This is a genomic window from Polynucleobacter sp. JS-JIR-5-A7 (genome assembly GCF_018687935.1).
GTDB lineage: Bacteria > Pseudomonadota > Gammaproteobacteria > Burkholderiales > Burkholderiaceae > Polynucleobacter.
Window position 1 is genome coordinate 1088504 of the sequence record NZ_CP061308.1, and the last position, 21571, is coordinate 1110074.

The 21571-nt window shown below is 45.4% G+C and carries 21 protein-coding genes, 2 tRNA genes and 1 riboswitch; of the genes, 16 read left to right on the forward strand and 7 right to left on the reverse strand.

The features are described from left to right. The first annotated feature begins 21 nt into the window (after positions 1-21). Positions 22-477, forward strand: a complete 456-nt coding sequence (locus AOC29_RS05620) for a RidA family protein (RefSeq protein WP_215294624.1) — start codon at positions 22-24, stop codon at positions 475-477. Positions 478-484: 7 nt separating this feature from the next. On the opposite strand, the gene AOC29_RS05625 is transcribed toward AOC29_RS05620, so the two are convergent. Continuing rightward, entirely contained in the window at positions 485-1126 is a 642-nt protein-coding gene (locus AOC29_RS05625; protein ID WP_251369928.1) for an NTP transferase domain-containing protein, read from the reverse strand. A gap of 46 nt (positions 1127-1172) precedes the next feature. Here AOC29_RS05625 and AOC29_RS05630 point away from each other — a divergent pair, with 46 nt between their 5' ends. Further along, positions 1173-2132: an XdhC family protein gene (locus AOC29_RS05630; protein ID WP_215294626.1), complete on the forward strand. Its 960-nt coding sequence runs from the start codon at positions 1173-1175 to the stop codon at positions 2130-2132. Between the two features lie 9 nt (positions 2133-2141). Here AOC29_RS05630 and parC read toward each other — a convergent pair whose 3' ends face one another. Both parC and AOC29_RS05640 read right to left on the reverse strand, forming a co-directional pair. Then, positions 2142-4436, reverse strand: coding sequence for a DNA topoisomerase IV subunit A (gene parC, locus AOC29_RS05635; protein ID WP_215297388.1), 2295 nt, complete (start codon positions 4434-4436; stop codon positions 2142-2144). 164 nt (positions 4437-4600) lie between these two features. Then, complete coding sequence (locus AOC29_RS05640; protein WP_215294628.1) at positions 4601-6589, reverse strand: DNA topoisomerase IV subunit B; 1989 nt, start codon at positions 6587-6589, stop codon at positions 4601-4603. 79 nt (positions 6590-6668) lie between these two features. Between AOC29_RS05640 and AOC29_RS05645 the strand changes: the two genes are divergently transcribed. From AOC29_RS05645 to AOC29_RS05685, 9 genes are all read left to right on the forward strand, one after another. Next, positions 6669-7889: a CaiB/BaiF CoA-transferase family protein gene (locus tag AOC29_RS05645; protein ID WP_215294630.1), complete on the forward strand. Its 1221-nt coding sequence runs from the start codon at positions 6669-6671 to the stop codon at positions 7887-7889. An 8-nt stretch (positions 7890-7897) separates the two neighbouring features. Continuing rightward, the gene (locus AOC29_RS05650) at positions 7898-9118 is read left to right on the forward strand and encodes an MFS transporter (RefSeq protein ID WP_371819555.1); all 1221 of its coding nucleotides are present in this window, start codon (positions 7898-7900) and stop codon (positions 9116-9118) included. A 232-nt stretch (positions 9119-9350) separates the two neighbouring features. Further along, a tRNA-Arg gene (locus tag AOC29_RS05655) sits at positions 9351-9425 on the forward strand. Between the two features lie 216 nt (positions 9426-9641). Continuing rightward, positions 9642-10475, forward strand: a complete 834-nt coding sequence (locus AOC29_RS05660) for an NUDIX hydrolase family protein (RefSeq protein WP_215294634.1) — start codon at positions 9642-9644, stop codon at positions 10473-10475. Positions 10476-10550: 75 nt separating this feature from the next. Beyond that, positions 10551-10658, forward strand: a riboswitch (TPP riboswitch). A gap of 37 nt (positions 10659-10695) precedes the next feature. After that, the gene (gene thiC, locus AOC29_RS05665; RefSeq protein ID WP_251369929.1) at positions 10696-12636 is read left to right on the forward strand and encodes a phosphomethylpyrimidine synthase ThiC; all 1941 of its coding nucleotides are present in this window, start codon (positions 10696-10698) and stop codon (positions 12634-12636) included. A 5-nt stretch (positions 12637-12641) separates the two neighbouring features. Continuing rightward, positions 12642-13787, forward strand: coding sequence for an FAD-dependent oxidoreductase (locus tag AOC29_RS05670; protein WP_215294635.1), 1146 nt, complete (start codon positions 12642-12644; stop codon positions 13785-13787). After that, a complete protein-coding gene (gene thiS / locus AOC29_RS05675) occupies positions 13778-13975 on the forward strand; it encodes a sulfur carrier protein ThiS (RefSeq protein WP_215294637.1) in 198 nt (65 codons plus the stop codon). The genes AOC29_RS05670 and thiS overlap by 10 nt, the downstream gene beginning before the upstream one ends. A gap of 20 nt (positions 13976-13995) precedes the next feature. Then, entirely contained in the window at positions 13996-14814 is an 819-nt protein-coding gene (locus AOC29_RS05680) for a thiazole synthase (RefSeq protein ID WP_215294639.1), read from the forward strand. A 10-nt stretch (positions 14815-14824) separates the two neighbouring features. Beyond that, positions 14825-15751 (forward strand): thiamine phosphate synthase, encoded by a 927-nt coding sequence (locus tag AOC29_RS05685; RefSeq protein ID WP_215294641.1) that lies wholly within the window; start codon positions 14825-14827, stop codon positions 15749-15751. Here the strand turns inward: AOC29_RS05685 and AOC29_RS05690 are convergent. From AOC29_RS05690 to thiD, 3 genes are all read right to left on the reverse strand, one after another. After that, positions 15748-16077 carry a hypothetical protein gene (locus tag AOC29_RS05690; protein WP_215294643.1) on the reverse strand — a complete coding sequence of 110 codons (330 nt, stop codon included), beginning with the start codon at positions 16075-16077 and terminating at the stop codon, positions 15748-15750. The two genes, AOC29_RS05685 and AOC29_RS05690, sit on opposite strands and share 4 nt — an antisense overlap. Further along, the gene (locus AOC29_RS05695; RefSeq protein WP_215294645.1) at positions 16074-16391 is read right to left on the reverse strand and encodes a hypothetical protein; all 318 of its coding nucleotides are present in this window, start codon (positions 16389-16391) and stop codon (positions 16074-16076) included. Before AOC29_RS05695 ends, AOC29_RS05690 begins: the two co-directional genes overlap by 4 nt. Positions 16392-16548: 157 nt before the next feature. Further along, complete coding sequence (gene thiD, locus AOC29_RS05700) at positions 16549-17430, reverse strand: bifunctional hydroxymethylpyrimidine kinase/phosphomethylpyrimidine kinase (RefSeq protein ID WP_215294647.1); 882 nt, start codon at positions 17428-17430, stop codon at positions 16549-16551. A 21-nt stretch (positions 17431-17451) separates the two neighbouring features. On the opposite strand from thiD, the gene AOC29_RS05705 reads away from it, so the two are divergent. The 5 genes from AOC29_RS05705 to AOC29_RS05725 all read left to right on the forward strand — a co-directional run bounded on the left by AOC29_RS05705 (position 17452) and on the right by AOC29_RS05725 (position 19881). Next, positions 17452-17527, forward strand: a tRNA-Asn gene (locus AOC29_RS05705). An 82-nt stretch (positions 17528-17609) separates the two neighbouring features. After that, entirely contained in the window at positions 17610-18620 is a 1011-nt protein-coding gene (locus AOC29_RS05710) for a site-specific integrase (protein ID WP_215294649.1), read from the forward strand. After that, positions 18617-19087 carry a helix-turn-helix domain-containing protein gene (locus AOC29_RS05715; protein ID WP_215294651.1) on the forward strand — a complete coding sequence of 157 codons (471 nt, stop codon included), beginning with the start codon at positions 18617-18619 and terminating at the stop codon, positions 19085-19087. The genes AOC29_RS05710 and AOC29_RS05715 overlap by 4 nt, the downstream gene beginning before the upstream one ends. A 112-nt stretch (positions 19088-19199) precedes the next feature. Then, positions 19200-19445 (forward strand): hypothetical protein, encoded by a 246-nt coding sequence (locus tag AOC29_RS05720; protein WP_215294653.1) that lies wholly within the window; start codon positions 19200-19202, stop codon positions 19443-19445. Position 19446: 1 nt separating this feature from the next. Beyond that, positions 19447-19881 (forward strand): hypothetical protein, encoded by a 435-nt coding sequence (locus AOC29_RS05725; protein WP_215294655.1) that lies wholly within the window; start codon positions 19447-19449, stop codon positions 19879-19881. A 591-nt stretch (positions 19882-20472) separates the two neighbouring features. Here the strand turns inward: AOC29_RS05725 and AOC29_RS05730 are convergent. Beyond that, a complete protein-coding gene (locus AOC29_RS05730) occupies positions 20473-21420 on the reverse strand; it encodes a hypothetical protein (protein ID WP_215294657.1) in 948 nt (315 codons plus the stop codon). Between the last annotated feature and the right edge of the window lie 151 nt (positions 21421-21571).

Consider the following 21571-nt stretch of genomic DNA (forward strand, 5'->3'; position numbering starts at 1 on the left):
TTTAAAGATTTAAATAACACTATGAGCAAGATTAGCGATCGCCTGAAAACCCTTAGCATTGATTTGCCTCCACCTGGACCACCAGCAGCTGCTTATGTGATGGCGGCAACAACTGGTAATACGGTATTTTTATCTGGCCATATTGCCAAGCACGATGGCAAACCTTGGGTTGGCAAGTTAGGTCAGGATATGAACACTGAGACTGGCAAAGCAGCCGCTCGCTCAATCGCAATTGATTTGATTTCTACATTACAGAATCATCTTGGCTCGCTCGATAAAGTCAAACGGATTGTCAAAGTAATGGGCTTAGTGAACTCTACAAACGAATACACAGAACAGCACCTTGTTGTTAACGGCTGCTCAGAACTCTTATTCGAAGTCTTTGGCGATGCTGGCAAACATGCTCGTAGCGCTTTTGGCGTAGCGCAAATCCCATTAGGTGCTTGCGTTGAGATTGAACTGATCGCAGAGATTTAAATAATCTCTAAGAACGTGTGATCCCTAGTTTCTGGATATCAGCTTCGGTGTCAACATCGAGGATGAAAGCTGCATGATCTGTTTCGTAAATTTTGACTAAGTCTGGGTGTTGATCCATATAAGGTCGACACACCATATTCGGCATTGACAAAATTGCCTCTACTGCCTTTCTAGAGAACAATACTGGGTTACCACGTTGTCCATTGACTTGTGGCATCACTATTTCTTCTATATCTTTTCGGTCTACAAACTGCTCCAATAAAACCATCAACTCTTGATCGGTAATGTGAGGCTGGTCGCTCAGACACACCGCAAGTACATCAAATTGACTTTGTAGACTCTCTAGAGCCAGTCGCACCGATGAGCCCTGACCCTGAGCAGACTTCAAATTATGAATGACGGTGATTGCTGCATTGGTCGTTTTACCTACGCGTTTTAATTCGGCTTCAATAGCTTGCGCATGAAATCCAGTCACGACCAAAAACTCCACTGGATTGAGCATATCAACAGAGGTACAGAAGGTTTCTAACAAGCTTTTTCCATCTTGACGAAGCAAGGCTTTTGGAATCGAGCCCATGCGACTTCCTTCACCAGCAGCCAATAGGACAATGGCCAGCTTCAGATTGGTAGATTTACCCGATAGACTCATTAGAGTGATAATAAATAAGAATCTAAAAAAAATAAAAAGACATTACATGAACAGTACTGATTTAAGCGTCCTCAAATCTGCAGTGAGCTGGTTAACAGCGGGTCACCCTGTGGCTATTGCTACCGTAGTCCAAACTTGGGGCTCAGCACCCCGCCCTGTGGGCTCTTGGCTAGCGATTCGACAAGATGGTCAAGTAGCAGGCTCCGTATCGGGTGGATGTGTCGAAGATGACTTGATTAGCCGCGTCCAAACTGAAATTCTGACGCGCGATACCCCTGAAATGGTGATCTATGGTGTGAGTCAAGAAGAAGCGGCGCGCTTTGGGCTTCCCTGTGGCGGCACTTTACGTCTCTTGGTAGAGCCTAGACCCGAATTAGCAGTGCTTGAGAAATTACTTGAGTCCATCACTTCACACCAAGTTACAAGACGCAGTGTCAATATCGCTAGCGGTCAATCAACTTTGCAGGCCGGAAATCGGAATGATGAATTTACTTGCACGGCTACTGAGATGTGCACCACTTATGGACCCCGTTGGCGCATGGTAATCATTGGTGCTGGTCAGTTATCTTTGTACACCGCAGACTTTGCCTTAGCCTCTGACTTTGAGGTCATTGTGATTGATCCACGAGAAGAATATGCCGAAGGTCTTAATCGTGATGACGTGACTTTTATCAAAGGTATGCCAGATGATGTTTTACTCGAGATTGGTGTCGACCCCCATACTGCTGTTGTGGCCCTAACACACGATCCTAAGCTTGATGACATGGCGCTGATGGAAGCCTTAAAGTCCCCCGCCTTTTATGTGGGTGCTTTAGGTAGTCGTAATAACACTCAAAAACGCAAAGAGCGTTTACTCGATTTTGATGTCAGCAAAGAGGAGGTGGAGCGCTTGCATGGGCCAGTGGGCCTCTACATCGGAGCACTCACCCCACCAGAAATCGCAGTATCGATTCTGGCGGAAGTGATCGCCGTTAAATACGGTGTTGCGATTCCGAAGAAAGTTTAATTTTTCGGCTTAGTTAGCCTTCAGCTTGCCCTCTTTGAGGCGTGGCTCTACGAAATGACCTTTGCGTGCGCGGTTGCCAGCAAACGACTTTAGGGTTTTTGCATCCAAACTCAGTTCAGTAGGCTTACCGGCTCGTCCTGCCCCTGAATAGGTAGCGCCATTTGGTCCCACCGCAATGGCAGAAGCCATAAACTCTTTGTCATCCAAGCCCATCAAGATCACGCCTTTGCCACCAGTTGGCAGACGCTTGAGCTCATCTAACGGGAATACAAGCAACTTAGAAGCTTCTGATAAGCAGGCAACTTGCTTCATGCCAACTTGTACCTGAGTGGCCCCTAAAGGCGCATCACCCGGCACTTTAGCATCAACAGTAATAAAAGATTTGCCAGCCTTATTGCGTGTAGTCATATCCGACACATTAGCCAAGAAACCATAACCTGCTTTAGTAGAAAGTAATACCAAATCATCGGACTGACCAGCGTAATAAGCGACCATTTGCGAGCCTGCCGCTAAGTTTACAAAGCTGGTCAATGGAGAGCCATCACCGCGTGCACCAGGTAGCTCGCTCACAGGCACTGTATAGACACGGCCATCACTACCGAAGCCCTGAATAACATCTACCGTTCGCACCTCGAAGGTTGCATAGAGCGCATCACCAGCCTTAAAGCTAAATTGTGTAGCGTCATGCTCATGGCCTTGTCGCACCCTGACCCAGCCTTTTTGAGAAACGATCACTGTGACTGGCTCATCAATCACCTTCGTTTCTGCAACAGCACGCTTATCTTCCTGAATCAAAGTGCGACGATCGTCACCAAAGTCTTTGATATCAGATTCGATTTCTTTAATGATGCGTTTACGTAAAACAGTATCACTTTGTAACAAACCCTCTAAATCATCACGCTCGGATTTAAGCTCTTTAAGCTCTTGCTCAATCTTGATGCCCTCTAAGCGCGCCAATTGCCGCAAGCGAATATCAAGAATGTCTTCAGCTTGACGATCCGTAAGTTTGAACTCTTTCATCAGATCAGCTTTGGGCTCATCGCTATTGCGAATGATCTTGATAACCTTATCAATATTGAGAAGAACCGTTAAGCGCCCTTCCAAAATATGCATGCGGTCTTTAACTTTGCCTAAGCGGAACTGAGTACGACGTGTGACTGTTGCCACTCTGAACGCTATCCACTCAGAAATAATCTCTTTTAAGCCTTTTTGACGTGGTCGACCATCATTACCAATCATCACCAAATTCATCGGTGCATTAGATTCCAAGGAGGTATGCGCCAATAGCAGATTTACGAACTCATTGACATCAATATTCTTGCTCTTTGGCTCAAACACCAGGCGCACTGCAGCATCCTTACTAGACTCATCGCGCACTCCATCGAGCACGTTCAAGATCGTAGATTTGAGATTATTTTGTTCAGGAGTTAGGGTCTTCTTGCCAACCTTCACTTTAGGATTGGTGATCTCTTCGATTTCTTGCAAGACACGTTGCGATGAAGCAGATGGTGGTAATTCATTAACAACGACCTGCCATTGACCACGGGCCAACTCTTCTACAGACCAACGGGCACGCACTTTAACGCTGCCACGGCCAGTTTCATAGATCTGCGCAATTTCAGCTGTAGAAGAAATAATCTGACCACCACCTGGATAATCTGGGCCAGGCATGATCTCTAATAAATCAGCTGTTGAGAGCTTGGGTGACTTCATTAAAGCGATTGCTGCAGAAGCAACCTCTCGCAAGTTATGCGAAGGAATTTCAGTAGCCATACCTACTGCAATCCCAGAGGCACCGTTTAATAAAACAAATGGTAAGCGTGCTGGTAATAGCTTCGGTTCTTGAAATGAGCCGTCATAGTTTGGTGCAAAGTCGACAGTACCCTCATCGATTTCACTGAGTAATAAGCCAGCAATTTTGGTTAAGCGGGCTTCGGTATAACGCATCGCTGCTGCACCGTCGCCATCGCGCGAACCGAAATTACCTTGCCCATCGATTAATGGATAGCGCAATGAAAAGCTCTGGGCTAGGCGAACTAAAGCGTCATAAGCTGATTGGTCGCCATGCGGATGAAATTTACCTAATACATCACCCACAACACGAGCACTCTTCACGGGCTTAGCATCGGCGCGCAAACCCATTTCGCTCATCGAGAACAAGATACGGCGCTGGACAGGCTTTTGACCATCAGATACATCTGGTAATGCACGACCTTTGACAACGCTAATGGCGTAATCCAAATAGGCACGCTCAGCATAGACGGCTAGCGTCAAACTGTCTTTATTGTCTTCATTGAGATTCATGGTTTTAGGATCGTGTGGATCCTTGGGGCCATTCGGAGTTGAGGATTGTCCTTTTGATGCAGTAGCCTGATCAAGCTCAACAATTTCCGTCTCTTCGATAGAGGATGAAAATAGATCTGCCTGCTCAACTGCTGGCTTCTTGCCTGGAGTCTTTTTCGTAACCATTAAATATCTGCCTCCACTTCATTGCCACGCTCTTCTAACCAATCACGACGTGCACCAGACTCTGATTTACCCATCAACATATCCATGGTTTTAAAGGTCTCATCTTCAGTCCAGGTGCCTAAAGTAACCGGTAACAAACGCCGCGTATCTGGGTTGAGGGTGGTATCCCACAATTGCTCAGCACTCATCTCACCCAAGCCTTTAAAGCGAGAGATCTGCCAGGCAGACTCTTTGACGCCATCCTTGCGCAACTTATCTTCAATGGCTTGCAACTCGCTCGCATCGAGCGCATAAATTTTTTGTGCTGGTTTTTTACCACGCGCAGGTGCATCTACTCTAAAGAGCGGTGGTCTAGAAATATGGACATGGCCTAACTCAATGAGTTTTGGAAAATGTTTGTAAAACAAGGTGAGCAGCAATACTTGAATATGCGCGCCATCAACATCCGCATCAGACAAGATACAAACCTTGCCGTAACGCAAGTTAGAGAGATCCGGATTGTCATTCGGACCGTGTGGGTCGACACCAATCGCTACCGCAATATCGTGGACTTCATTATTTGCAAATAGGCGATCACGCTCTGCTTCCCAAGTATTCAAAACCTTACCGCGCAAGGGCAAGATGGCCTGATATTCCTTATTACGACCCATTTTGGCTGAGCCACCTGCTGAATCACCCTCCACCAAGAAGATCTCGTTTTGGGCAATATCCTCACTCTCGCAATCCGTCAATTTTCCAGGAAGTACCGCGACGCCAGAAGACTTTTTCTTTTCGACTTTTTGACCGGCACGTGTTCTAGCCTGTGCTTGTTTAATGACCAAGTCTGCGAGCTTGCGGCCATAGTCAACATGTTGATTGAGCCAAAGCTCTAGAGCTGATTTTGCGTATCCAGAAACCAAACGCACTGCATCTCGCGAATTTAAGCGCTCTTTAATCTGACCTTGAAATTGTGGATCTAATACTTTGGCAGACAAAATAAAGGAGGCACGTGCGAACACGTCTTCAGGCATGAGCTTCACACCCTTTGGTTGCAAGGCATGCATCTCAATAAAACCTTTGACTGCATTAAAGAGACCTTCGCGCAAACCACTTTCATGTGTTCCACCGGCAGGTGTTGGAATCAAGTTCACATAACTTTCACGGACCGGTGCACCATCTTCGGTCCAGCTCACTACCCAGGCTGCGCCCTCGCCTTCGGCAAAGGAATCATCTTCACCAGTGCCAGTAGCGTATTGCTCACCTTCAAAAGCTGGGATCACTTCCGGACCATGCCCAGCTTGGGTAATCGCCTCATTGAGGTAGCCACGTAAGCCTTGGGCATACTGCCATGTTTGACTGTCGCCAGACTTCTCTTGAATCAATGTGACTTTGACGCCTGGCAAAAGAACCGCTTTGGATCTGAGCAAGCGAATCAGATCTGCCATCGGAATCGCGGAGCTATCAAAATATTTACCGTCGGGCCATGCACGCACACGCGTGCCATGTGACTTATCGTCTTTAGTGGATGATTTGGATTTGAGTTTCTCAATCACTTTGCCATCAGCAAAGGTCAAGGTAGAAACTTGACCATCACGCCAAACAGTGACCTCTAATCGTTTAGACAGTGCATTGGTTACAGAGACACCGACACCATGCAAGCCGCCAGAGAAAGCGTAAGCACCGCCAGTACCTTTTTCAAATTTACCGCCAGCATGAAGCTGTGTGAAGACGATTTCGACGACAGGCAACTTTTCTGTAGGATGCATACCAACTGGAATACCGCGACCATCATCTTCCACGCTTACGCTGCCGTCTGTATGCAAAGTAACCATGATTTGCTTACCAAATCCGCCCAGAGCTTCATCGGAAGCGTTATCTAAGACCTCTTGAATGATATGCAAAGGATTGTCAGTGCGGGTGTACATCCCAGGACGCTGACGGACTGGTTCTAGTCCTTTGAGGACCTGAATCGACGATTCGCTGTATTCGGAAGTTTTACGGGTAGCCATGCGCGCAAATTGTAGTCATGTCTGAGTCTAAGTCGGAACTTTTCCCGAATTCCCCTGTCATCCATGCCAAAATTGGGGCATGGGAGCCTTAAGTCATATTCGTGTTTTAGACCTCAGCCGGGTGCTTGCGGGTCCCTGGTGCGCTCAAAATCTCGCAGATTTAGGTGCGGACGTTATTAAAGTTGAGCGCCCAGGCGCTGGAGACGATACCCGCCACTGGGGCCCTCCCTTTGCCAAAGACGCTCATGGTCAAGAAACTGACGAGTCTGCCTACTTTATTTGCATCAATCGCAATAAACGCTCGATTACGGTTGATATCAGCAAACCGGAAGGCCAAGCGATTATTCGTGAGCTGACTGCCGAATCCGATGTGCTGATCGAAAATTACAAAGTGGGCGACCTCGCCAAATATGGCTTGGACTACGAGAGCCTAAAAAAGTTTAAGCCAGATTTAATCTATTGCTCTATTACGGGTTTTGGTCAGACCGGCCCTTATGCACATCGACCTGGTTATGACTTCATTATTCAAGGCATTGGTGGATTCATGAGTGTGACTGGTGAAGCAGATGACTTTGAAGGGGCCAGCCCACAAAAATCGGGAGTTGCGATTGCCGACATCTTTACCGGCATGTATGCCTCAACGGCAATCCTGGCTGCAGTAGTACATCGTGATCACACTGGTGAAGGTCAGTACATTGACATGTCTTTACTCGATACACAAATCGCTGTGATGGCCAATGTCTCCAGCGCCTATTTAACCTCAGGTGAGGTTCCTCGTCGCTGGGGTAATGCTTCTCCGATCATTGTTCCCTACCAAACCTTCCCCACCTCAGATGGTTGGATGATCGTAGCAGCAGGTAATGATGGCCAGTATCGGCATTTTGTTAACGCAGGGGGCGAAGCTCATCTAGCAGACAATCCACTTTTTTTAACCAACCCCCTACGTGTACAACATCGCAAACAACTGATTCCATTATTAGAGGCAATGACACGCAAGAAGACTAAGGGCGATTGGATTGCTCTGCTAGAGCAAGCCAATGTGCCTTGCGGTCCGATTAATAATTTCAAAGAAGTATTTGAAAATGAACAAGTGATTGCGCGCAATGTGCAAATCAATGTGCCGCATCCAACGGTAGGCAATATGAAATTAGTCGCTAGCCCTATGAAACTATCCAAAACACCTACTGAAGTCCGTATGGCTCCGCCCACTCTCGGGCAACATACTCAAGAAGTACTTCAAGAGCGACTCCATATGGATGACAAATCAATCGCCGCACTTCGCAACAAGGGAATCATTTAATGACCGCTATCTCCAAACCCTCTCTCACCATGAAACAAGTCCTTATTTTTGGTGGGCTTATGGTCACACTCTCCATGGGCATTCGTCATGGTTTTGGCTTATTCAATTTGCCCATCACCATGGCCAATGGTTGGGGTCGTGAAACTTTTGCCTTAACGATTGCCCTACAAAATCTCATTTGGGGCGCTGTACAACCAATCACAGGGGCACTAGCAGATCGCTACGGATCATTCAAAATCATGATTGCTGGTGGCTTACTTTATGCGCTCGGTTTAGCAGGCATGGCTGTTTCCACTGATGCACTTAATTTCACCATTGCGGGCGGTTTACTCATTGGTTTAGCACAAACTGCAACCACCTACAGCGTAGTCTATGGCATCTTAGGTCGTAACGTGCCTGCCGATAAACGAGTTTGGGCAATGGGCATTGCAGCAGCAGCAGGTTCGTTTGGTCAATTCCTGATGATCCCCGCAGAACAAGGATTGCTAAGCGCATTCGGTGCGCAAGACGCGCTCTTAATGTTGGGCTTAATGGCCAGCCTGATGATTCCGACGGCGTTTATGTTGCGTGAGAAGAATTTTGTTCACAGCCATAACTTAGGCGATCAAACCATTAAAGAAGCTTTAAAAGAGGCCATCAATAATCCAAGCTTTCAATTATTGACCCTAGGTTATTTTGTTTGTGGATTTCAAGTGGTCTTTATTGCAGTTCATTTAGCACCCTACCTTAAAGATTTATCTTCTATTTATCCTGCCGTAGGCGCACCTGCAGTTGCCACTACTGCACTTGCCTTAATTGGACTATTTAATATCTTTGGTACCTATGGCTCTGGATATTTTGGGCAACGCTTTCCAAAGCGTTATCTGCTCTCAGGAATCTATTTAGGTCGTGCGTTTGCAATCACTGCATTTTTATTGATCCCACCAAGTCCTATGAGCACTTATGTGTTTGCTGCCATCATGGGTTTCTTGTGGCTTTCGACAATTCCATTAACCAACGGCATTGTGGCGCAAATCTTTGGTGTTAAATACCTGACAATGCTTTCAGGTTTAGTATTTTTCTCTCATCAATTGGGTAGTTTTTGTGGTGCTTTCTTAGGGGGATATTTGTTTGATCGCACAGGCTCTTACTTGATTGTTTGGCAGATTGCGATTGCATTAGGAGTATTTGCGTTCTTAGTCAATTTACCAGTGAAAGAGCGTGCCATTGCCAGAGTCGCCAATGCTTAAGCAGCCTAAGCTAGCTTTAAGGAAGTGGATTTTTTATGGCTTCGCATTGCTTGTATTACTCATCATTTTTTCTGCATACTATGCACCCGATATGATGATCGCCATTAGCAATCAAGTTTGGGCTTTATGCGGTTGGTAGTGAAGTTCGCAGTTAAGCAATCATTGGCAAATATGAATGTAGTCAAATTTTCCTCAGCATCATTCTTTAATCCTCAGGGAAAAAGTTTTACTACTCGCCGTAGCACAATGGATAGTGCACATGCCTCCTAAGCGTGGGATACAGGTTCGATTCCTGTCGGCGGGACCAACAATGTATTCAGAGTTATCCACAGGCAATGTGGATAAATCGGCAAAAGTTTTCGTAAGTCGCAGATTTATATAGACCGACCTAGCTTGCTTAAATTATCAGCATGTCTTCTTCTGCAAATTTTTGCGATGCGTATTCCTATTGCTTCTCAGTTTTGTGTTAGGAAGTCTTGAGAAATTGCGGCAGAGCAAGTCAAGTTCCCTTACACTTCAACGAATGACTGCCTTATCTACTAGCACCATCGCCGCCCTTGAGGAAATGCTCCAGAATACGGCGCGCTCTGCTCCTGCTGATTACTTACCAATTTATTTTGCTCGTGGCGCTAGTGAGGAGCAGGCTATTGGCTACCTTAATCCTGAATTTATTCCATACCTGCAAGAGTTTCTCAAGAAACAAGCTGTTCCACTGATTTCGATGGGCAATGATCGCTTAAGTATTCACTTAGGCAAGCCTAAAGATGTATCAATGAGCTTAAATCAGCTAGCGAACCACCTGCGCTTGGGTGGCTTTATCCCTGGATGGCGAAACGAAGAGTTTGCTTGGGTCGATCAAAACGGTCATCAATACTTTAGTCTGGAGCGAGCTGCTTTTCGTACTTTTGGATTTCGTAGTATGGCAACCCATATCAATGGTTACACCAAGAGCCAGACAATTTGGTTGGGCAGGCGCAGTGAAAATAAGGCTACCGATCCAGGCAGGTTAGACAACATGGCTGCCGGCGGAATCTCTGCTGATGAAACTCCTTGGGTCTGTGCGCGACGTGAACTCTGGGAAGAAGCCGGAGTGCCCGCGCAAATTGCCGATGAGATTGAGCCCGTAACTCGCATTCATATGCGTAGACCGCTTACAGGATGGGGTTTTCATGATGAGCAACTCTATGTGTATGACCTGGTGCTAGCCGATAATTTCATTCCTACTAATCATGACGGTGAAGTGAGTGGCTTTATTAACGTTTCTTTTGCGGAAGCCGCTGCCCGCATTCTTGCTGATGAATTCACGAGCGATGCTGCTTTTGTGACTGCCGATTTCCTTTTGCGGCGCAATAAATAGCCTTTTAAACACTTCATTGCCCTTCTTGGACGGCATCCTGCAGCAAAGCGGCTTTTCGTGGTTAAATCTTCCTTAAGGATGAAACAGGGGTGCCCTTAGAGCAGATTTTGCTCACAGGCGCTGAGAAAGACCCTAGAACCCGATCCAGGTAATGCTGGCGTGGGGAGTTACATCAGACCGACACCCGGTTTCGTCCATCTAAAACAGTTAGGAGATGGACATGAGTACAGCTAGCCCCAAAACCACCAAACATGAAATTCCGAGCCTCAAGAGCTTAGAACGCGACTTCGGTCAAAAATTTGCATATCCTGCATCTACCAAAATCTATTTACAAGGTTCACGTGCAGATATCAAAGCACCGATACGCATGATTGAGCAATTACCAACTCGGGTTGGTGAAGAACTGGTTGCCAATCCACCTGTTCCTGTTTACGACACTTCAGGCCCATACAGCGATCCAGAAATCGTTATCAATCTGGAAAAAGGTCTGCCAAGATTGCGTGAGACTTGGATTAAAGAACGCAATGACACTGAACAACTCTCTGGACCCAGCTCTGAGTATGGTGTTGCGCGTTCCCAAGATGAGGCAACTCAAAACTTACGCTTTGCGCATATAAGTGCGCCACGGGTTGCTAAGACAGGCAATAACGTCAGTCAAATGTATTACGCCCGCAAAGGCATTATTACTCCAGAAATGGAATACGTTGCCTTACGTGAATCCATGGGCCTAGAACAACTTCGTAAAGATCCTGCATATAAGCAATTACTCAAACAACATCCCGGTAAAGGCTATGGCGCCAATCTGCCTGACATCGTCACCGGTGAATTTGTGCGCTCTGAGATTGCTGCTGGTCGCGCCATTATTCCAGCCAACATTAATCACCCAGAATTAGAGCCAATGATTATTGGTCGTAACTTCCGTGTGAAAATCAATGGCAACTTAGGTAACTCTGCTGTGACTTCTTCAATCAATGAAGAAGTAGAGAAAATGGTTTGGTCGATTCGTTGGGGTGCTGACACCATCATGGATCTATCTACTGGTAAACATATTCATGAAACCCGTGAGTGGATTATTCGTAACTCACCAGTTCCAATTGGTACAGTACCGATTTACCAAGCTTTAGATAAAACTGGTGGTATCGCAGAAGATCTCACTTGGGAAATGTTCCGCGATACCTTAATTGAGCAAGCTGAACAAGGTGTGGACTACTTCACAATTCACGCTGGTGTATTACTGCGTTACGTACCGCTGACAGCTGACCGAATCACTGGCATCGTTTCCCGTGGCGGATCCATCATGGCTAAATGGTGTTTGGCTCATCACAAAGAGAACTTCCTCTACACCAAGTTTGATGAGATTTGCGAAATCATGAAGGCCTATGACGTCTCCTTTAGCTTAGGTGATGGCCTACGCCCTGGTTGCATCGCTGACTCAAACGACGCAGCCCAGTTTGGTGAGCTCCATACCCTCGGCGAACTGACTGCCAAGGCTTGGAAAAATGATGTGCAGGTGATGATTGAAGGTCCGGGTCACGTTCCGATGCAGCGCATTGAAGAGAATATGACTGAAGAGCTCAAGCATTGCTTAGAAGCACCCTTCTATACCCTCGGACCATTGATCACCGATATCGCCCCTGGTTATGACCATATTACTAGCGGCATCGGTGCAGCACAAATTGGTTGGTATGGTACTGCGATGCTTTGCTATGTCACACCAAAAGAGCATTTAGGTTTGCCAGACAAAGAAGATGTGCGCGAAGGCATCATCACCTACAAGATTGCAGCGCATGGTGCTGACCTTGCAAAAGGTTTACCTGGCGCTCAAGTACGTGATAACGCCTTATCGAAAGCCCGTTTTGAGTTCCGCTGGGAAGACCAATTTAATCTCGGCTTAGATCCTGAACGTGCCCGTGAATATCACGATGCTACTTTACCTGCTGAGGGCGCCAAGATTGCGCATTTCTGCTCGATGTGTGGTCCGAAGTTCTGCTCGATGAAGATCACACAAGAAGTGCGTGACTATGCTGCTACATTAGACGCTGATGGCAACCCCAAGCAAGGCTCTAAAGTCATTCCGATTGCAGAAGTGACCGACGCCGCTAAGGGTATGGAAGAAATGTCTGCAGAGTTCCGCAAGCGCGGTAGCGAGATTTATCAGTAATCACGATGAATCAAGCTTTATCCATGCCCAGCAAATACGCTATCGTCGGCGCCGGCCTCATGGGTCGGCTCCTGGCGGTAGCGCTTGCTCAGCGTGGAGCGCAAGTTGATTTATTTGATCAAGGCGGTTCTGATGCAAGCGGTGCAGCTGCTCGTATTGCTGCTGCCATGCTGGCACCATTGGCTGAGTCTGCTATTACCGAGGATTCGGTGGTACGCATGGGTATTCATAGCTTGCCACGCTGGAAACAGCTCATTAGTGAACTCTCTAATTCAGTCTATTTTCAGCAAGATGGCACTTTAATTTTGTGGCATCGACAAGATGCTAATGAAGCCGAGCGCTTTACCAATCATCTTGAAAAGAATTGTCGTCACAATCCTCAATTAACGCTGCCGCAAAAACTCAATAGTGCAGAGTTACGCAAGCTTGAGCCTGGTGTCGCAGATCGATTTATACAAGGCTTATATTTACCTGGTGAAGGTCAACTCGATAATCGTCAATTACTGAATGCTCTATTACAAGAATTAATCATTCTGAAAGTCAATTGTCTTTGGAATACTGCGGTAGATCCGGAGCAATTGCGTAATGATAGTCAATATCAATGCGTAATTGATTGCCGTGGTAATGGCGCCAAAGATGCTTGGACCTCACCTGGCAAGAGCTTACGAGGAGTACGCGGTGAAGTGGTGCGTCTCTTTGCCCCAGAGGTCAAATTACGCAGACCTACTCGCTTGATTCATCCTCGTTACCCCATTTATATCGCCCCTAAAGAGAATGACGTCTATGTAGTTGGTGCAACAGAGATTGAGTCTGATGATCTTTCGGAGATGAGTGTGCGCTCTGCGATGGAGTTACTCAGTGCGGTGTATACCGTGCATAGCGGCTTTGCTGAAGCCCGCATCTTAGAGATGGCAACCCAATGTCGCCCTACTTTGAAAAATAACTTGCCAGAAATTCGGGTGCAGAAAGATAAAGGCTTATCAGATTTGATCATGATCAATGGTCTCTATCGCCATGGATTTATGATATCTCCAGCAGTCCTAGATTCCACATTAGAGCTCTTAGAAGTCGGTCAAAGTAATACTGCACTGGAATTGGGTTTGAGCATTACCAGTAACACTAGCAGTCATGAGGCAAGTGTATGCGTGTAATCGTCAACCAGATTGAATATGAGCTTCCGAGTCAAAGCATGATCTCAGATGCGCTGTCCTTGATTAATGCAAAACCGCCTTATGCAGTTGCGGTGAATTTGAACTTTGTACCCAAAACGAAATATGATCAATTTCCCCTCAATGAAAATGATCAGATTGAAGTCATTGCCCCAGTCACTGGCGGCTAACCCCCCCCTATTCACTATTTATGACTGCCCCATTACCCAACAATCTGAATAGCGCTGATGCCCTCGTTTTATACGGCGAGAGCTTTGCCAGCCGTTTACTATTAGGCACCTCACGCTATCCTTCTCCAAAGGTACTCGAGAATGCAGTAGAGACGGCCAATCCAGCGATGATTACCGTAAGCTTGCGTCGCCAGGGTACTAGCACTACTGAAGCCCATAGCGGCTTTTGGGATCTGCTCAAGAAAATGTCAGTCCCCGTTCTACCAAATACGGCAGGCTGCCATAGTCCGCAAGAGGTCATTACTACTGCCCAGATGGCGCGCGAAGTGTTTGAGAATGATTGGATTAAGTTAGAGCTCATCGGCGATGACTACACTTTGCAACCCGATACGTTGCGCCTTGTGCAAACTGCAGAAACCTTAATTAAAGATGGTTTTAAGGTGTTACCGTACTGCACTGAAGATTTGATTTTGTGCCAACGTTTGGTGGATGTAGGTTGCCAAGCAGTGATGCCTTGGGCTGCGCCTATTGGTACTGGTCAAGGCCCACTGAATCCATATGCCATGAAGTTATTGCGTGACCGCATCAAGGTACCACTGATTGTGGATGCCGGATTAGGACTTCCTTCCCATGCTTGCACGGTAATGGAATGGGGTTTTGATGGCGTGCTGCTAAATACCGCTGTAGCCCTTGCGAATGATCCTGCGGCTATGGCTAAATCCTTTGCGATGGCTGTGGATGCAGGTCGAACTGCTTACCTGTCAGGCGCCATGAAACCACAAGAGTCTGCCCAAGCAAGTACCCCTTTAGTTGGCACACCCTTTTGGCATCAAGCCTAGAGACTAATCCATGAGTCTAGTACGTGACCTTGCCGATCAGATTATTCAAGCGCATAAAGGCGATGAATTGTGTATTCCATTGCCACAATTTTCCATGTGCTCACCTCCTCCACGCATTGATAATGAGGCTGCAACTGATCATTACGAACTTGCTGGCGCACTTGCTGCTATTGAAATGGGCTTTATTGAATCGGATGCCAAAGTCTTAGGGAAAGCATGGTCACGCATGACCTTGCATGATGGTGGTTTTAATCCGTTTAAGTGGCCCAGCAGACCAGAGCAGTTCGACTTATTGCCTTGGACGCGCAATATGAATCCAAATGCTTTTAAAGAATGTCCGAAGCGCTTGGGACTTTATGGTGTCATGCCCGATGCTGATTGGGTAAAGCGTATGGTTGAAGCTGAACTGCCGACTGTGCAATTGCGCTTTAAATCTGAAGATCGCTACAAAATCAGAAAACAAATTAAGGAATCTGTCAAAGCGGTTGAGGGCAGCAAGACCTTACTCTTTATCAATGACTTCTGGGAAGAGGCTATAGATGCACAGGCTTATGGAGTGCATCTCGGACAAGAGGATTTAGAGACTGCTGATTTGGAAAAAATTCGGGCGGCAGGTTTAAGGCTGGGCCTAAGCACTCATGGTTATGCTGAGTTAGCTCATGCAGACCGTTTTTGTCCTAGCTATATTGCGATGGGCGCAGTCTTCGCGACTAACCTTAAGAAAATGCCCACGGCACCACAAGGACTAGGCAGACTATATCAATACGCGAAATTGATGAGTCACTATCCATTAGTTGCCATTGGTGGCATCGATCAAGAAAGCATTCATGTGGTTGCCAAGAGTGGCGTAGGTTCTGTTGCGGTGGTGAGGGCTATCACACAAGCCAAAGATCCTAAGGCTGCCGTCAAACACCTGCAAGCATTAATGCAAACTTAGTTTTTAGAAATTGATAAAGCTTTATTGCCAATCACCAATTTACCCGCAGCAGGACAGATTAAAACATCTTTGTAGCGAACCGGAACATACTCATATTGTCCTCCTGATGCGACTTTCCAAGTAGAGTTGTCATAGAGGGTAAATACATCTCCCGGATTGCCATAGAAAGTAAATGGCTCTTTAATGACATCCTTGTAGCAAGTGATAGCTTCGCCTTTAGATGTTTGCGAAATTACAACTTGCGAAGACGCCACAAACGCAGGAAATAAAACCAATAAAGCTACAGACTTTCGAACGAATAATCTGTTGAATTTTTTTCCGCTCATCGATTCTGAGAAGCAACTAATAATTCGTCTTTATCTTTGAGCCAGGACAAGCCGTGTTTAGTGGGCAATACGTACTTACGTCTTGCATCACGCTTACAAGTCTCGGTCTTTATCATCTTCTTTAAGATCAAAGTCTTCATAATGGAATGAAGGGTGGCTTGTGAGGCAATATCTCCAAGCAAGATAAGATCTAAAACCGAAAATTCCACACCATCAGAATAAGCCCCTAATACAGCCTCTAGGACCAGAAGCTCTTTGCAATCATTGATCTTGTAGCGCTTATTGATCTTGCGGGTAGACTTCGAAAATTCCAAAAAGGGGGACGAGGAAAATAACATGCTCGCTATCGTATTACCTCTATGGCTAATATCCTAGAAGTATCGAAAATAACTTTTATATTTAATTTTTATAAAAGGTCTACGCTCAGCAATACGAATCAGTCAGCGAAAATCTCAATAGCAGCTATTGGGCTTAACTACTTTCTTCATTTGGCAAAGCAGTTGGATAAAAATCGTGCATATGCCAAAGCGGGCCAGGACCCTCCCCAATACTCAAGAAGCGGCCCGCTTCTAGTCCTGCCTCAACATAAGCAATCGCTTTAGCAACCGCATGACTTAAATCATGACCATCCGCTAAATAAGTCGCAATCGCCGCAGCAAGAGAACAGCCGGTACCGTGAGTATTTGCAGTGTTCACACGATAGTGTTTGAACTCTTTTGACTGAACCACTTCAAGACTATCTTCAATCGTGCGCCACATTAAATAGTCAGTAATTTGAGTATGGCTTGCATCAAGATGACCGCCCTTAATCAGAACTGCTTGCGGACCCATCTCGAGTAATTTTTGTGCTGCGAATTGAAATTCATTTGGGCCAGCAATATCGTGACCCAATAGTAAAGATGCTTCATCTAAATTTGGAGTGATCAGTGTTGCCATTGGAAATAACTCTTGCATCATTGCCTGAGCAGTATCGTCACCACCCAAACTTGCGCCTGAGGTTGCGCGCAATACAGGGTCTAAGATAATTCTGCTGACACCATGCTTACGAAGTGTTTTGGCCACAGTGCGAACAATTTCTGGGCTAGCTAACATACCGATCTTGACGATATCAGCGCCAATATCTAATAAAACGGCATCGATTTGAGCCTCCACGACATCTAAGTCGACATCCTGAATACGCGTAACCCCTAAAGTGTTTTGAGCTGTAATTGCTGTGATCACAGACATCCCATAGCCACCGAGGGCAGTGATTACTTTGAGGTCGGCCTGAAGTCCTGCTCCACCGCCGCTATCCGAGCCAGCAATAGTCAGTACCCTGGGGATACGGATAGAAGTGGGAAGAAGTGATTTCATCTTGCTATAATATCGGCTTATTCCTCGATAGCTCAGTCGGTAGAGCGCCGGACTGTTAATCCGTAGGTCCCTGGTTCGAGCCCAGGTCGAGGAGCCAAATACCTTGTAGTAACGGGGCTTTTAAGACTCCCACTTTAGTCCGCTGGTGAAAAAAGCGGTCACCTAAATTGGAGTTAAATATGAATCGTTACAAGTCTTTAGAAGTACCGTTTGACAGCTTGTCAGTGATTTCCGGCACTACAAGTATCCAAACAGCCCTTACCGCCTTTCCCGAGCGTAACGGCAATGTCACCATCTCCCAAGCAATTGATGCCTACATGGCCTGCTATCAAGGCAAAGATGAGTCACGTGCTCAGCGTATGGTTTGGTGGCAAGTCAAACTTGGGGGCCTCACCTTAAATGAGGTTGATGAGGATCACATCTTCTTTGCAATTGAAGAACTTTCTAATAAGCATGCTCGTTACTATGCCGGTAAGGATGCAGATGGTAAATCCATCTTTAAATCCAAAAATAAACCGTATGCCCCAGCCACAATAAATCGATACTCAGCAGCAATAGGGGCACTATTTACATGGTGTATCAAAAAACGCATCACACCCAAACGCTGGGAGCACCCCTGCAAGGCCATTGAGCGTATGCCTGAAAATAATGAAGTAACTCGCTATTTGAGTAATGATGAGCGGATTGCACTCCTAGCATCATGCAGAGAGTCAAAGTGGCCAAAGCTGTACTTGCTTGTGCTTCTAGGCATTACAACTGGTGCTCGTAAGGGTGAACTTAAAAGATTGAGATGGTCAGACATTGACCTAGAAAGAGCCGAAGCATATGCAGGGGTTACTAAAAATGGTGATCGCAAAACCCTGCCACTACTCCCAGTGATCGTTGAGGAAATGATGAAATTTGAACGGTCAACAAACCAGCATATTTTTGCCTCCACAAGAATTCCCAGCCAGCCCTACAATCATGAAGATATGTGGCGGCAGGCTCTAAAAAAAGCCAAAGTTAAAGATTTTCGCTTCCATGATTTACGTCATAGCTGTGCATCGTACCTAGCCCAAAATAATGCTACGCTATTGGAAATAGCGGATGTTTTGGGGCATCGCAATATGGCAATGACCAAACGCTATGCCCACCTTGCCACCAAACACAAGTCCGACCTAGTGAACCGCATTATGGGGGACTTTCGATGAAAAATTCAGATTACTCCGCATCACTGCAAGTTATTGTTCAAGAGATTATTGACGAAGGTAAAACATCGCCAAGACAAGGCGTGGAGCTTCGTATGATTCAATCAACTTTAGACTATCTATTGGCGATTGAAGCGACTATTGAATCAGGAAAAAGCGAACGACTCGATCGCTTATTGAAGAGTCAAGTGCCAATTCATGCAAAATTATTGCCTGCAATATCTGATTGCCTCAAAACAATTCAGCATGGCACACAAGTTGGTAGGCCATCGGCCTTTACTCCCACTCAAGAGGAAATAATTTACGAAATATTGGGTCGCAATAAATCGGTTCCGAAATCAACCATCACAGAAGAAATTGCTGCACTAGCATTTGAGCTGGATGTTAGCGAAAGTACTGTTAAGCGAATATGGGATCGATTTCAAAAGCAACGAAAAGAACAAAAAGTTCAAAAACCCCCTAGTTTTTGACTTTGAAATAACACTCCATAAATCACAAACTCTTACCAAGATCTTAAATTTTTTAGATCTTGGGGTCGGAAAGCCTCGTTACTACAGGGTAATTTTTGATAAAGGGGTTGTGATGCAAATGATTACACAAAATAACTTAATAGCACTCTCAAATTTAAACGACTATAGGCGAGCTGGTCGTGAACATATATTTCCGAGTGAAGCCAGTCTGCTATGGTTTATTCGTAAAAACAAAATAGTGCTAGCCAAAGCAGGTGCAATACTTAAACCTGCTGGACGATTAATGATTAATCAAGATAAGTTTGATAATGCCGTCCTAAATATTGGCATTCTTGATAATCATCTAGTCGAGAACTGAAATGAGTCCAAGCAAAAATGAAATCCTTAATTTCCTAAATAGTATCGGCCCGTTTGATTGGGCTGTAACAATAAATCTAAAAAAACGTCACCCAATTTATCACACGTATTTAACACCGCAAATATTTGAACAAACTGGTCGACACTATCTATCGCTAGTAAATAAAGGCTTATTTAAACGGCAGTACCGCTATGGTCATGCCATGTTGAATGGTATTTTTTGCATGGAGCGTGGTGGAATAGAAAAACGTCCTCACCTTCACTTTGCCATTGGAAGTAATAACAAGCTGGATAAAGAAGAGTTATTAAGTCAGCTTAATAAAGCGTATAAAAAGATGGATTGGGTTAAAGGTGATATTAATATTGCACCCTATAAAGATGTTGGGTGGCTCGACTACCTGACAAAGACAGGTTTTGACAGCGTTATTTTGTATTAGAAGGGCCAATGCCATTGGCCTGATAGGTCGTGTCATGTTTTTTGAAAGAAGACTTTGATAGTCTTCAATCACCTCCCACAACCATATCCAGCACAACAACTCTGCACAATAAATTGACCGCTTATGCATACAGATACTGAAGTTCGTGATGACACCACCCCTCGTATCAATCTATCAACATCTGAAGACATCAGGCGTGAAATGGCAAAGGTATACCGTGAAACAAGGTGCAACAAAATATTGCCTAGCAACGGCACTAAGCTGGTCTATATGCTCATTAACATCCTCAAAGCATATGAGGCACCGAAATAGAGAAAAAGCTCACAGACCTCGAATTAGCCGATTTAGATGGTGGTAAATGACCTTTAAAAGCCGACTACAAAAGCTAGTCAACAAGCTACAGCCCGAAGCAACCAAAATTTACTATATGGGTTGGGCTGACTGCACTTGGAGCCAATCAGAGGGCCTGATTAGGCAGGATGGTGAATCTAAAGAAGATTTCTGTAACAGGGTCCATCAAATCACTAGAAAACAGTTCTTGTGGTTTGAATGACGCTGAAATCATCATCGGAGTATTCATCCGAATAAATTCTACTTTTTCAGAGCTTTAACCTGCGTCATATAGCCACCATGGTCACCACAGATTCTATTGAAGGCAACCCCTGATAGCGATGACGGTTCGCCAATTTTCCTCATGCCAATACTTTGCTGACCGTTCCGAATGAGGACGTCTGTACCGTCATTGCAATTGGCTCGGTAAGTGTAATCAGAATCATGATCGCCTCTCTTATCTAAAACATATGCAGCTATTCGCATTTCACGGATAGTATTTTTAGCATCAACCACAATATATTCATTGTTGATGACCTCAAATGACCTAGCTAAAGTTTGCTGATCAGCATGTTTGAAATCAGATGGTCGATTTATATTCTTTTTATCCGCTGATGGAAATCGCCCAGTTTGATACAAAAAATAATTTGTGCTTTCATCCATCACAAATCTCCTACCGCATACCCTGGTCTTAATGTAAGCCATTGCTGTTTGAGGCTTTATGAAGTGCCAACATTCACTCGCTCCAGGAAGTATCGTTCCAGTGGCTGGATTTGGACCCAAATCACAACTTTGATTTATCAAGCTCTCAGATAATTGAGTATTGGTAAAGCAATTTACCTTTTGAAGATACGGCCCAATTGCCTTCCTATCGAATAATCCATCATCATCGTTTGGAATGCTTACAGTATCAAGCTCATCCTTAGTGGCAGATGCCTTCTTTGCAGACTCAACGTCAATAGAACGTTTTCTCTGGTTTGGGGCCCAATATGACCAATAGCTAATCGTATTGTCCTCGTCCATCGTCAATGACTCAGGATCATAAAACCAGTCAATATTTAAAGACTCAGCCAAAATAATCCAATTGCCATGCAAATATGAATTTAAGTCTCGGTAAGGTTCGATAACTTTTGCAGGCGGGGGCTTAACAATAGTAGTGCACCCCACCATTCCAACAATCAGAACTAAAAATAAAGACTTTATATTCATAGCTCAAATGATAGTTTAAGTTGGATGTTGGTGGCCATAAGTTGAAAATAAGAGAGATTCTGCGTATATTTAGACGGATTGGAGTCTAAAAGGTGTCTGTTAATCCGTAGGTCCCTGGTTCGAGCCCAGGTCGAGGAGCCAAATAAGTGAA

Bases quoted from the DNA above. Each gene is read 5' to 3' on its own strand.
- AOC29_RS05620 (WP_215294624.1), top strand. From the start codon at position 22: ATGAGCAAGATTAGCGATCGCCTGAAAACCCTTAGCATTGATTTGCCT.
- AOC29_RS05625 (WP_251369928.1), bottom strand. From the start codon at position 1,126: ATGAGTCTATCGGGTAAATCTACCAATCTGAAGCTGGCCATTGTCCTA.
- AOC29_RS05630 (WP_215294626.1), top strand. From the start codon at position 1,173: ATGAACAGTACTGATTTAAGCGTCCTCAAATCTGCAGTGAGCTGGTTA.
- parC (WP_215297388.1), bottom strand. From the start codon at position 4,436: ATGAATCTCAATGAAGACAATAAAGACAGTTTGACGCTAGCCGTCTAT.
- AOC29_RS05640 (WP_215294628.1), bottom strand. From the start codon at position 6,589: ATGGCTACCCGTAAAACTTCCGAATACAGCGAATCGTCGATTCAGGTC.
- AOC29_RS05645 (WP_215294630.1), top strand. From the start codon at position 6,669: ATGGGAGCCTTAAGTCATATTCGTGTTTTAGACCTCAGCCGGGTGCTT.
- AOC29_RS05660 (WP_215294634.1), top strand. From the start codon at position 9,642: ATGACTGCCTTATCTACTAGCACCATCGCCGCCCTTGAGGAAATGCTC.
- thiC (WP_251369929.1), top strand. From the start codon at position 10,696: ATGAGTACAGCTAGCCCCAAAACCACCAAACATGAAATTCCGAGCCTC.
- AOC29_RS05670 (WP_215294635.1), top strand. From the start codon at position 12,642: ATGAATCAAGCTTTATCCATGCCCAGCAAATACGCTATCGTCGGCGCC.
- thiS (WP_215294637.1), top strand. From the start codon at position 13,778: ATGCGTGTAATCGTCAACCAGATTGAATATGAGCTTCCGAGTCAAAGC.
- AOC29_RS05680 (WP_215294639.1), top strand. From the start codon at position 13,996: ATGACTGCCCCATTACCCAACAATCTGAATAGCGCTGATGCCCTCGTT.
- AOC29_RS05685 (WP_215294641.1), top strand. From the start codon at position 14,825: ATGAGTCTAGTACGTGACCTTGCCGATCAGATTATTCAAGCGCATAAA.
- AOC29_RS05690 (WP_215294643.1), bottom strand. From the start codon at position 16,077: ATGAGCGGAAAAAAATTCAACAGATTATTCGTTCGAAAGTCTGTAGCT.
- thiD (WP_215294647.1), bottom strand. From the start codon at position 17,430: ATGAAATCACTTCTTCCCACTTCTATCCGTATCCCCAGGGTACTGACT.
- AOC29_RS05710 (WP_215294649.1), top strand. From the start codon at position 17,610: ATGAATCGTTACAAGTCTTTAGAAGTACCGTTTGACAGCTTGTCAGTG.
- AOC29_RS05715 (WP_215294651.1), top strand. From the start codon at position 18,617: ATGAAAAATTCAGATTACTCCGCATCACTGCAAGTTATTGTTCAAGAG.
- AOC29_RS05720 (WP_215294653.1), top strand. From the start codon at position 19,200: ATGCAAATGATTACACAAAATAACTTAATAGCACTCTCAAATTTAAAC.
- AOC29_RS05725 (WP_215294655.1), top strand. From the start codon at position 19,447: ATGAGTCCAAGCAAAAATGAAATCCTTAATTTCCTAAATAGTATCGGC.
- AOC29_RS05730 (WP_215294657.1), bottom strand. From the start codon at position 21,420: ATGAATATAAAGTCTTTATTTTTAGTTCTGATTGTTGGAATGGTGGGG.